At 45.7% G+C, this 11,482-nt stretch carries 7 protein-coding genes; 5 read left to right on the forward strand and 2 right to left on the reverse strand.

Going from position 1 to position 11,482, the window contains the following annotated elements; translation table 11 throughout:
* Nucleotides 1-77 precede the first annotated feature (77 nt).
* Both EXN75_RS12635 and EXN75_RS12640 read right to left on the reverse strand, forming a co-directional pair.
* Nucleotides 78-2,159, reverse strand: a complete 2,082-nt coding sequence (locus EXN75_RS12635; protein ID WP_456242901.1) for a BT_3928 family protein — start codon at nucleotides 2,157-2,159, stop codon at nucleotides 78-80.
* Between the two features lie 28 nt (nucleotides 2,160-2,187).
* On the reverse strand, nucleotides 2,188-2,745 hold the full coding sequence (locus EXN75_RS12640; protein ID WP_118117060.1) for a DUF1599 domain-containing protein: 558 nt from the start codon (nucleotides 2,743-2,745) through the stop codon (nucleotides 2,188-2,190).
* 110 nt (nucleotides 2,746-2,855) lie between these two features.
* On the opposite strand from EXN75_RS12640, the gene EXN75_RS12645 reads away from it, so the two are divergent.
* The 5 genes from EXN75_RS12645 (at nucleotide 2,856) to lpxA (ending at nucleotide 11,343) form a co-directional block, all read left to right on the forward strand.
* Nucleotides 2,856-4,283 carry a CCA tRNA nucleotidyltransferase gene (locus tag EXN75_RS12645; RefSeq protein ID WP_134844083.1) on the forward strand — a complete coding sequence of 476 codons (1,428 nt, stop codon included), beginning with the start codon at nucleotides 2,856-2,858 and terminating at the stop codon, nucleotides 4,281-4,283.
* 315 nt (nucleotides 4,284-4,598) lie between these two features.
* Nucleotides 4,599-5,810 carry an efflux RND transporter periplasmic adaptor subunit gene (locus EXN75_RS12650; protein WP_134844084.1) on the forward strand — a complete coding sequence of 404 codons (1,212 nt, stop codon included), beginning with the start codon at nucleotides 4,599-4,601 and terminating at the stop codon, nucleotides 5,808-5,810.
* Between the two features lie 35 nt (nucleotides 5,811-5,845).
* A complete protein-coding gene (locus EXN75_RS12655; protein ID WP_134844085.1) occupies nucleotides 5,846-9,112 on the forward strand; it encodes an efflux RND transporter permease subunit in 3,267 nt (1,088 codons plus the stop codon).
* A gap of 27 nt (nucleotides 9,113-9,139) precedes the next feature.
* Nucleotides 9,140-10,534, forward strand: coding sequence for an efflux transporter outer membrane subunit (locus EXN75_RS12660; protein WP_118117064.1), 1,395 nt, complete (start codon nucleotides 9,140-9,142; stop codon nucleotides 10,532-10,534).
* A 26-nt stretch (nucleotides 10,535-10,560) separates the two neighbouring features.
* On the forward strand, nucleotides 10,561-11,343 hold the full coding sequence (lpxA, locus tag EXN75_RS12665) for an acyl-ACP--UDP-N-acetylglucosamine O-acyltransferase (protein WP_118117065.1): 783 nt from the start codon (nucleotides 10,561-10,563) through the stop codon (nucleotides 11,341-11,343).
* Nucleotides 11,344-11,482: the final 139 nt, after the last annotated feature.

Here is an 11,482-nt window from a genome sequence, read left to right on the forward strand (position 1 = left end):
TTTGTTTATATGTCTAAAATGAAGGAACCATGCCTGTCCCTTTTTGGGGAGGTACAGGCATGGTTATGTGAAAGCAATTACTTCTTCCAAGCGTCGATGATACCCTTGAAATCAGCAGCCTTCAAAGAAGCACCACCGATCAAGCCACCGTCGATGTTTGGCTTAGCGAAGAGCTCAGGAGCATTGCTTGCCTTGCAGCTACCACCGTAGAGGATAGATGTCTCCTCAGCAGCCTCATTGCCATACTTCTCAGCTACGATAGAGCGGATGTATGCCAACATTTCCTCAGCCTGGTCAGAAGTAGCAGTCTTACCTGTACCGATAGCCCAGATTGGCTCGTAAGCAAGGATGATGTTCTTCCAAGCGTCAGCGCTCAAGTGGAATACAGAACCTTCCAACTCTGCCTTAACAACCTCGTTCTGCTTCTCTGCCTCACGCTCCTCGAGAGTCTCACCGCAGCAGAAGATAACCTTCAAACCGTTAGCCAAAGCCAACTCTACCTTCTCCTTCAGGATCTCTGCTGTCTCGCCATAGTACTGACGACGCTCTGAGTGACCGAGGATAACATACTGAGCACCTGTGCTCTTTACCATCTCAGCTGAAACCTCACCAGTGAAAGCACCCTTAGCCTTGTCAGCGCAGTTCTCAGCACCGAGACCTACTACCTCAGAATTCAATACCTGAGCTACAGAAGCCAAGTGGATGAATGGAGTGCAGATTACAACATCACAGTTTGGTTTTTCTGCTACCAATGCCTCGTTGATTTCCTTTGCGAGAGCAACACCGTCTTGCAGGTTCATGTTCATTTTCCAGTTACCTGCTACAATTTTCTTTCTCATTTTCTTTTTCTTTTTAGAAGTTGATAATATTTTATTTGTATCTTCTTTTTCTCTTAACCAGGTTGACCATGCCCATAGGCGGTCTGCAATGGTGAGCAATACCAGTGGCAGTAGGAACCAGAGTACGGTTTGCAGAATTTTCCTTGCCATTCCTTCTGCTGGCAATTTGCCGTATTCGCTCTTTTCCAAAGGTTTGGTGAGCAAATCTTCTGCTGGTAATTCATTATGGCTCCATTTCTGGATGATGGTACCGTTGTGTAGCAGCATCAGTCCAGGATTACTCCTGATCATTGTCTTGAGCGTTGTGGCATCTGTGGTGTAGAATGGGTATTCTGCTCCCGTGATGTTTTGCCACTTGGCGATTTCCTTTTCTGTACTTGCTGTCAGACAGATGAATCGGTAGCCGTGGTCTTCTGCATATTCGTAGATCTGGTCTATCGTACCAAAGTTCGAATCGTCTGCCATGGACAGGTTGGGCGAGATGAGCAGGAAGGAGTATCCCTTGTCATGGAGAACTTCCTGTGTGATGTCTTCCCCGTTTTTAGTATCTTCTATGTTGAAATCATGGATAGGAGGTACGTAACCTTCTTCGGTTTGTATGGTCTTGGAATCGATAAACTTCCATGTGGAGTCCGGATAGTTATCAATGGTAAATTCTTTCTGTTCGCCATTTTTCTCCAAGATAAAGGTTGTTTCAAACTGTGGCTGCTTGGCACCTTCTGGTATTTCCATGCCTTTCTCGATGTTTGCACCGATGTGGTATGGGCGGAAATCAAAGAGCGGCAAACTCCAGAGACTCCAGGTACTTAGGGCCACAGAAAAGAGTATGGTGTAATTGATGACTATCCATTGTGTCGGCTTGGAGATAAACCTGACCATCTGCAGTGGGAATCTCCAGAGTAAGATGGAGATTGCCAAGAGTATGATGTTCTTACCTAAGGTCTCAAAATTGGTCAATTTAATAGCGTCGCCGAAACAACCGCAGTCCTTGACAGGATTTGCGATGGCTATCCACGTAGTGATGAGTGTCATCACCACCATAGTCAAAAGTAAAATCTTGGAAGTGAGGCGCCTGCGTATGGCAAATAATAAGAAAATGCCAATAGAAAACTCCAATGTGGAGAGAGCAACAGAAGCGGTCAGCGTCATCCAGTCTGGTACGATACCAGATAAACCAAGCGGTTGGAGATAGTCCGTAATCTTATATTGAGTGCCCAATGGGTCTATGGCCTTCACATATCCTGAGAAAATGAAGGTCACAGCTACAATCAATCTTCCTAAGTTGACTGTCAACTTCTTGATAAGATTACTGATACTCACTCTTTATACCTATTTTTATATTGATGATTTATTCTTTTTCCTGCTCTTTCAGTTTGATAGCACCGAAAACGGAATAGTTGATGATGTCCATATAATTGGCATCGATACCTTCTGAAACTAAAGTTGCACCATGAATATCTTCGATTTCTTTCACGCGTTGTATCTTGGTGAGAATAAAATCAGTATAGCTGCTTACTCTCATAGATCGCCACGCTTCGTCATAGTCGTGATTCTTCTTCAGCATCAATTCCAAAGCTTCCTTGGCATGCTGGTCATAGAGCTCCATTGCTTCATCGGCTGTCATATCCACCTCATCTACAAACCCTTTTTCCAATTGTATAATTCCTACAATACCATAATTGATAAGTGCGATGAACTCCGGGCGAATACCTTCGCCTACCAAGGATTCTTTCTTGATTTCAAGCGAGCGGATGCGTTTCGCCTTGATGTATAGTTGGTCGGTAAGGGAAGATGGGCGCAAGATTCTCCAAGAAGCTCCATAATCATGCAACTTCTTTTGGAAAAGGGTGCGACACTCTACCATTACGTCCTTAAACTGCTGTTCTGTTTTTGATAATTCTGCCATATTATTTTCGAAAATCGCTGCAAATTTACGCATTTATTATGAAATAGCCAAATAATTATTTTGTATTTTACATAATTTGCAGTAACTTTGCACCCCGAAAAGAAAAAATAATGAGAAATTTATCCAATGCCGAACTGGCGCAAATATTAGACAAAGATATATTCCATAAGATTTCTGATGCAGCGGATTCGTTGCATCTGGAGTGTTATGTGGTAGGTGGTTATGTACGTGATCTCTTTCTGGAGCGTCCTTCCAATGATATTGATGTCGTAGTGGTGGGAAGTGGTATCCAGGTTGCTTCTGAATTGAAAAAGATGCTTGGCAAAAAGGCGCATCTTTCTGTGTTCCGTAATTTTGGTACTGCACAGGTGAAGTATAAAGATACAGAGGTGGAGTTCGTGGGAGCCCGTAAAGAAAGCTATCAGCGTGATTCTCGTAAACCGATTGTGGAGGACGGAACATTAGAGGATGATCAGAATAGACGTGATTTTACCATCAATGCCATGGCTGTTTGTCTGAATAAAGAAAGATTTGGCGAATTGGTAGATCCTTTTGATGGTGTATATGATTTGGAAGATGGCATCATTGCTACACCACTGGATCCGGATATTACTTTTTCCGACGATCCGCTTCGTATGATGCGTTGCGTCCGTTTTGCTACCCAGCTTAATTTTCAGATAGAGCCGGAAACTTATGAGGCTTTGAAGCGAAATGCCGACCGTCTGAAGATTATCAGCGGCGAACGCATTGCTGATGAATTGAATAAGATTATGCTCGCTAAGCATCCAAGTTCCGGTTTCTATTATTTGAAGGATACGGGGTTGCTCGAATTGATTATTCCTGAACTGTGTGCACTTGATAAGGTGGAAACCCGCAACGGGCGTGCTCATAAAAACAACTATGAGCATACAATGGAGGTTCTGGAGAATGTCTGCAAACATTCTGATAATCTCTGGCTTCGCTGGGCTGCTCTGCTGCATGATATAGGAAAACCTAAGAGTAAGCGTTGGGACAACAGTATTGGTTGGACTTTCCATAACCATAATAATATAGGAGCTAAGATGATTCCTTCTATGTTCCGCAGGATGAAGTTGCCTATGGATGCCAAGATGAAATACGTGCAGAAACTCGTAGAACTCCACATGCGTCCTATCGTGATAGCTGATGAGGAGGTGACAGACAGTGCTGTACGTCGCCTGATGAATGATGCTGGAGATGATATCGATGATCTGATGACGCTCTGTGAAGCTGATATTACCAGCAAGAACCATGTACGTAAGCAGAGATTCCTCGATAATTTCAAAATGGTGCGTGAGAAACTTGTTGATCTGAAGGAAAGAGACTACAAACGTTTGCTCCAGCCATGTATCGATGGTAACGAAATCATGGAGATTTTCCATCTGAATCCTTGCCGTGAGGTAGGACTTCTCAAACAGGCTTTGAAAGATGCGGTACTTGATAATAAGGTGCAGAACGAGCGGGAACCTTTGATGGAATTGCTCATGAAAAAGGCTGCAGATATGGGGTTGAATGTATAAAAGATATGGGTTTATATATAAAAATAATAGGCTTGTACAGATAAAAAGCAAAATCGTCCTTACGAATAATCGGTGGGGACTTTTTTGTTTAATTTATAAGAAAACTATAAATACTGAATAATTTTTGTTAAAAAGATAGGTGGTAAGCGACAAGTTTGCCATATTATTAGTAATTTTGCACAGTCAAAACTTAAAGGAATCTTAGAGTTTCCCAAAAAGACTACGTCATTCAGGATGTTTTGGCGGAGGTAGTGAGGCATGTGAGCCTTGCTTTTTATATTTAAAGTAATAATCATTATAATAATATAAATAGGTATGAAAATTAAAAACGTTTTGTTTGTTGCAGCAGTTTGTGTTCTTGCTGCTTTGACATCATGTGGTGGAAGTAAGAAGGGCGGTCTGCCTAACTTCGGCGACGATGAGTTCGCTGTGGCTACTATCGGTACTTCCAGTGCAGCATTGCAGACTACCTATCCTGCTACCATCAAGGGTATTCAGGATGTAGAGGTGCGTCCTAAGGTTTCTGGCTTCATTACAAAGGTTTTTGTACATGAGGGTCAGACTGTATCTGCAGGTCAGGCTTTGTTCTCTATTGATAGTGAGACCTATCAGGCTGCAGTTCGTTCAGCTGTTGCCGCTGTCAATACTGCTAAGGCACAGGCTAACACAGCTAAATTGACTTACCAGAACAACAAGAAGTTGTATGATAGCAAGATCATCGGTGAATATGAACTTTCTACAGCAGCTAACAGCTATGCAACCGCTAAGGCACAGGTAGCTCAGGCAGAGGCAGCTCTGGCTTCAGCCCGCGAGCAGTTGACTTGGTGTACCGTTACCAGCCCTTCTGCAGGTGTTGTAGGTAGCCTTCCTTTCAAGGTGGGTGCTTTGGTAAGCGCTTCTGGCCAGGCTTTGACTACCGTTTCCAACATCAGCACCATGGAGGTGTTCTTCTCACTTTCTGAGTCTCAGATCTTGAGCATGTCTAAGACCAACGGTAGTGTTCAGGCTGCTATCGCTGCATTCCCAGCTGTTAAGTTGCAGTTGGCTGACGGTTCTATCTATAATCATCCAGGTAAGGTAGTCAAGATGAGTGGTGTCATCGATGCTACTTCCGGTTCTATCTCTCTCATCGCTCACTTCGCTAACCCAGAGAAGTTGCTGAAGAGTGGTGGTGCAGGTTCTATCGTGGTTCCTAACGATCATAACAGTGCTATCGTCATCCCTCAGGAGGCTTGCTCTCAGGTTCAGGATAAGATCTTCGTTTACATTGTAACCAAGGATAACAAGGTGAAGTATTCTGAAATCAAGGTAAATCCACAGGATGATGGCAAGAACTATATCGTAACTTCTGGTCTCCATGTAGGCGACCGCATCGTCTTGAAGGGTATCACCAAGTTGACCGATGGTCAGCAGATTAAGCCTATCACTTTGGAGCGCTACAATCAGAAGATTGCTGAGGCTACCAAGTTGAGTGAGTCTCAGGACAATGCTCATGCATTCGCTACAGCTATGGGCGGCAAGAAGTAATATATAATTTAAGGTATAAAGAAAATAAGTAAATTATGTCATTTACAAACTTTATAAAGCGCCCAGTACTTTCGACGGTGGTTTCCATCTTCTTCGTCTTGCTGGGTATCATCGGCTTGGTATCGCTGCCTATCGAGCAGTATCCGAATATCGCGCCGCCTACCATCTCGGTATCTACTACCTATCAGGGTGCTGATGCCCAGACGGTGTTGAACTCTGTCATCGCTCCTCTGGAGGAGAGTATCAACGGTGTGGAGAACATGACCTACATGACCTCTTCTGCGTCTAACTCTGGTTATGCCAGCATCACCGTTTATTTCAAGCAGGGCTCTGACCCTGATATGGCTGCGGTCAACGTACAGAACCGTGTATCTCAGGCGCAGTCTCTGTTGCCAGCCGAGGTTACCAGGGTGGGTGTCACCGTAACCAAGCGTCAGAGTTCTAACGTCATGATGTTCGCTCTGACCACAGACGACGGCCGTTACGACGACCAGTTTGTTACCAACTACGCCCTGATCAACGTCATTCCTCAGTTGAAGCGTATCAATGGTGTGGGTGATGTACAGAGCCCTTCTACCCGTAACTACTCTATGCGTATCTGGTTGAAGCCAGAGAAGATGAAGGAGTTCGGACTGGTTCCTTCTGATATTTCTCAGGCTCTGGCAGAGCAGAATATCGAGGCTGCCCCTGGTAGCTTTGGTGAGAGCTCTGATATGCAGTATGAATATACCTTGCGTTACAAGGGTCGTTTGAAGACTCCTATTGAGTATGAGAATATCCTCATCAAGAGCAACACTTCCGGTCAGACTCTCCGTCTGGGCGAAGTTGCCAAGATTGAGTTGGGTGGTTTGCAGTATAACGTTAACCTGCTCAACGATGGTCAGCCTGCCGTGATGGGTATGGTCCAGCAGATTGCCGGTTCCAACGCTACCCAGATTGCCAGCGACGTAAAGAAGACGTTGGATGAACTGGAGAAGAGTTATCCTCCAGGGTTGAAGAATGTCATCCTGATGGATGTTACCGAGTTCTTGTTCGCATCTATCGAGGAGGTTATCTTCACCTTGATCATCACCCTGGTACTGGTGTTCATCGTGGTGTATATCTTCTTGCAGGACTTCCGTTCTACGCTGATTCCTATGATTGCCGTACCTGTGGCTTTGATTGGTACGTTCCTCTTCCTCTGGATCTTCGGATTCTCCATCAACCTGCTTACGCTGTCAGCCCTGCTGCTGGCTATTGCGATTGTGGTCGATGATGCCATTGTGGTGGTCGAGGCGGTTCACGCCAAGCTCGACCAGGGGTACAAGAGTGCCTTGACAGCCTCTATCGATGCGATGAACGAAATCTCCAGCGCCATCATCTCTATTACATTGGTGATGTCTGCCGTGTTCGTTCCTGTATCATTCATCGGTGGTACTTCCGGTTACTTCTACCGTGAGTTCGGTGTAACCATGGCGGTATCTATCGTTATTTCGGCTATCAACGCGTTGACTTTGTCTCCTGCGCTCTGTGCCGTATTGCTGAAGCCACACGAGGAGGGTCATGAGAAGAAGATGTCTTTCGTGGATCGTTTCCACGCAGGATTCAACTATCAGTTTGAGAAGATTACCAATAAGTATAAGGGTGGTGTCAAGTGGGTTATCAATCATGGCATCATCGCTGGTAGCCTCGTGGCTGTCAGCATCGTTGGTCTGGTTGCCCTGATGGGTACTACCAAGACGGGTCTGGTGCCTGATGAGGATACCGGTACTATCTTCGCTTGTATCTCTACAGCTCCTGGTACTTCTCAGGAACGTACAGCAGAGGTGGTTAAGCAGGTAGATAAGATGCTGGCTAACAACCCAGCCATCGCAACCCGTAACGCCATCATGGGTTATAGCTTTATCGGCGGTGACGGTTCTAACCAGGGTACCATCATCGTGAAGCTGAAGCCATTCGAGGAGCGTCCGGGTGGATTCTTCCATCGTATCAAGGAGGCTTGTACCGGTGGCGGTATTGAGGCATTGTTTGTCAACCCAATGGAATACACTTCTGTGTTGGGTATGATTTACAAGCAGACTGCTGCCATCAAGGATGCACAGGTTCTTGCCTTCGCTCCACCTATGATTTCCGGTTTCTCTGTACAGAATGGTATCACCATGACCATGCAGGATAAGACCGGTGGTGACTTGAACAAGTTCTATGACAATGTGAAGAAGTTCCTGGCTGAGTTGAACAAGCGTCCTGAGATTCAGACCGCCCAGACTCAGTACAACCCTAACTATCCTCAGTATATGGTAGATGTAGATGTTGCCAAGACCAAGCAGGCTGGTATCTCTCCATCTTCAGTATTGTCTGTCATGCAGGGTTACCTTGGTGGTCTTTACGCATCTAACTTCAATGCCTACGGTAAGCTCTACCGTGTGATGATTCAGGCTGGTCCTGAGAGCCGTATGCGTCCAGACGATCTGAGCAAGATTTACGTTCGTTGTGCTGATGGCACCATGTCTCCAGTAAGCGAGTTCGTGAACTTGAAGAAGGTTTATGGTCCATCTAACATCACACGTTTCAACCTGTTTACCTCTATGGATGTATCTGTAACGCCTAACAGCGGTTACTCTACCGGTGACGGTATGAAGGCGATTGCTGAGGTTGCCAAGCAGACATTGCCAGAAGGCTATGGTTATGAGTACTCTGGTTTGACCCGTTCTGAGGCTGAATCCAGCAACTCTACAGGTTTGATCTTCGCACTCTGTATCGTATTCGTTTACCTCATCTTGAGTGCCCAGTACGAGAGTTACATCTTGCCATTGTCTGTAGTATTGTCTATCCCATTCGGTTTGGCAGGTTCGTTTATCTTCACCAACCTCTTCGGTCACTCTAACGATATCTACATGCAGATTTCGTTGATTATGTTGATCGGTCTGTTGGCTAAGAACGCCATCCTGATCGTACAGTTCGCCCTCGAGCGTCGTCGTACGGGTATGGCCATCAAGTACTCAGCTATCCTGGGTGCCGGTGCCCGTCTCCGTCCTATTCTGATGACCTCTCTGGCGATGGTTATCGGTCTGTTGCCTCTGATGTTCGCATCAGGTGTAGGTAAGAATGGTAACCAGACTTTGGGTGCTGCCGCCGTAGGTGGTATGTTGATTGGTACTCTCTGTCAGATCTTCGTGGTTCCTGCTCTCTTCGCAGTCTTCCAGTGGTTGCAGGAGAAGCTGACTCCATTGAAGTTTGAGGATGAGTTGAACGAGGAGGTAGCTGCCGAGTTGGAGCAGTATGCCAATGCCGCTCATCAGCAGAAGGGTATCGAGAAGAAGTAATAACGCAATGTAACTTCAAAGGAAACAATGAAAAAGAATTTAAATATCATCATATTGGGTCTCGCAGCGCTCTCCCTGAGCAGCTGCAAGACTCTCTACGGAAAGTATGAGCGTCCGGATGTGAAGACCAGCGGTATCGTTCGCGATGTAGCTTCTGATACAGATACTTTGGCTGTAAAAGATACTACTACTTTTGCCAACATTCCTTGGCGCAGTGTCTTTACCGACCCTCAGCTCCAGTCAATCATTGAGAAGGGATTGAACAACAATGTCAACCTCCTCAATGCGGCTTTGAACGTGAAGATGGCAGAAGAGCAGTTGAAGTGTGCCAAGTTGGCCTTCGTGCCTGCCTTGTCTTTCTCTCCACAGGGAACTATCGCTTCTTGGGATGGCAACGCTGCTACCAAGACTTACAGCCTGCCTGTTACTGCCAGTTGGATGGTTGACCTCTTCGGCAACCTGCTCTCTCAGAAGCGCAGTGCTCAGATGGCTCTTCTTCAATTGAAGGATTATCAGGTATCTGTAAAGACCAACCTCATCGCCAACATCGCCAATATGTATTATACTTTGTTGATGCTCGACAAGCAGGTGGAGTTGGTTAACAATATGGAAGGATTGACCAAGGATACTTGGGAGACCATGAAGGTGTTGAAGGACACCAAGATTGGTTATCGTGGTACTTCTGTTCAGGCTGCCGAGAGTAATTACTATGCTGTGTTGACTCAGAAGACCGACCTGATGCGTCAGATTCGTGAAACTGAGAATTCCTTGAGCCTTCTCATCGGCGACCAGGCTCATTCCATTGCCCGTGGCAAGCTGGAGAATCAGAGCCTTCCTGCAACATTCTCTACCGGTGTAGGCATCCAGTTGCTCAACAACCGCGCTGATGTTCATGCAGCCGAGATGAACTTAGCTCAGTGCTTCTATGGCGTAGAGACTGCCCGCAGCAAGTTCTATCCATCTATCACCATTTCTGGTACAGGTGCATTCACCAACTCTGGTGGTATGGGCATCGTGAATCCAGGTAAGTGGTTGCTTTCTGCAGTTGGCTCATTGGTTCAGCCTATCTTCCAGAATGGTAGAATCATCGCAGGATTGAAAGTGGCTAAGATGCAGTATGAACAGGCTTACAATACTTGGCAGGATGCCGTACTGAAGGCTGGTAGCGAAGTAAGCAATGCCCTCGTGCTCTACAACTATTCTGATGAGAAGAGTAAGGTGGAGGCTAAGCGCATCACCGTACTCGAGCAGAACGTAGAGGACACACGTAAGTTGATGTCAGAGGCTGGCGGTTCTTACCTTGAGGTAATCCAGGCACAGTCTTCGCTGCTCAACGTACAACTTTCTAAGGTAGCTGATGACTTCTACAAGATGCAGGCAGTAGTAAATCTCTACTATGCATTGGGTGGAGGTGCTAAGTAATGTTAAATGTTAAATGTTAGATTATTATGGCTAGTATAATAAGTCCAAAGGCAGAGGTTTCTCCAAAAGCTAAGATTGGAGACAACTGCAAGATCTATCCATTCGCCTATATTGAGGACGATGTGGTCATCGGCGACAACTGTACCATCTATCCATTTGTGAGTATCATGAACGGTACTCGCATGGGTAATAATAATAAGGTATTTCAGGCAGCCGTTATCGCTGCCCTCCCACAGGATTTCAACTTTACCGGTGAGGAAAGTGAGGTAGTGATTGGCGACAACAATACCATCCGTGAGAACGTGGTTATCAACCGTGGTACTCACAAGGGTGGCAAGACCGTTCTGGGCAACAACAACTTCCTGATGGAAGGTGCCCATATCTCTCACGATACCGTAATCGGCAACGGTTGCGTATTCGGTTATGGTACCAAGATTGCAGGCGACTGCGTGATAGGTAACGGTGTCATCTACTCAACATCTGTAGTAGAGAATGCCAAGACCCGAGTAGGCGATTTGGCAATGATTCAGGCAGGAACTACCTTCTCTAAGGATATTCCTCCTTATATCATTGCTGGTGGTAAACCTGTGAAATATGCAGGCCCTAACACCATCATCATGGAGGCTGCTGAAGTTACCGAGAAGGTTCGCAAGCATATTGCGAATGCCTACCGATTGGTATTCCATGGTCAGACATCCCTCTTTGATGCCATCAACCAGATCAAGGATCAGGTGCCAGATGGTCCGGAGATTCAGAATATTATCCAGTTCCTGGAGAGTTCTGAGAAGGGTGTTATCACCAAGATGTAAGTTTATTCTCTCCCTCAAATCCGCAACCTATAGGGTTTAGTGGGATTTTGCTTGCAAAGCGACAAAATTCATTTTATTGTACATATTTCTTGCACAACAGAAATGTCGCAGACACAAAATCCCCTTACCCCATAAAGCG

This window comes from Segatella hominis, assembly GCF_004535825.1.
Classification (GTDB): Bacteria; Bacteroidota; Bacteroidia; order Bacteroidales; family Bacteroidaceae; genus Prevotella; species Prevotella hominis.

Bases quoted from the DNA above. Each gene is read 5' to 3' on its own strand.
- EXN75_RS12660 (WP_118117064.1), top strand. From the start codon at position 9,140: ATGAAAAAGAATTTAAATATCATCATATTGGGTCTCGCAGCGCTCTCC.
- EXN75_RS12640 (WP_118117060.1), bottom strand. From the start codon at position 2,745: ATGGCAGAATTATCAAAAACAGAACAGCAGTTTAAGGACGTAATGGTA.
- EXN75_RS12645 (WP_134844083.1), top strand. From the start codon at position 2,856: ATGAGAAATTTATCCAATGCCGAACTGGCGCAAATATTAGACAAAGAT.
- EXN75_RS12655 (WP_134844085.1), top strand. From the start codon at position 5,846: ATGTCATTTACAAACTTTATAAAGCGCCCAGTACTTTCGACGGTGGTT.
- lpxA (WP_118117065.1), top strand. From the start codon at position 10,561: ATGGCTAGTATAATAAGTCCAAAGGCAGAGGTTTCTCCAAAAGCTAAG.
- EXN75_RS12650 (WP_134844084.1), top strand. From the start codon at position 4,599: ATGAAAATTAAAAACGTTTTGTTTGTTGCAGCAGTTTGTGTTCTTGCT.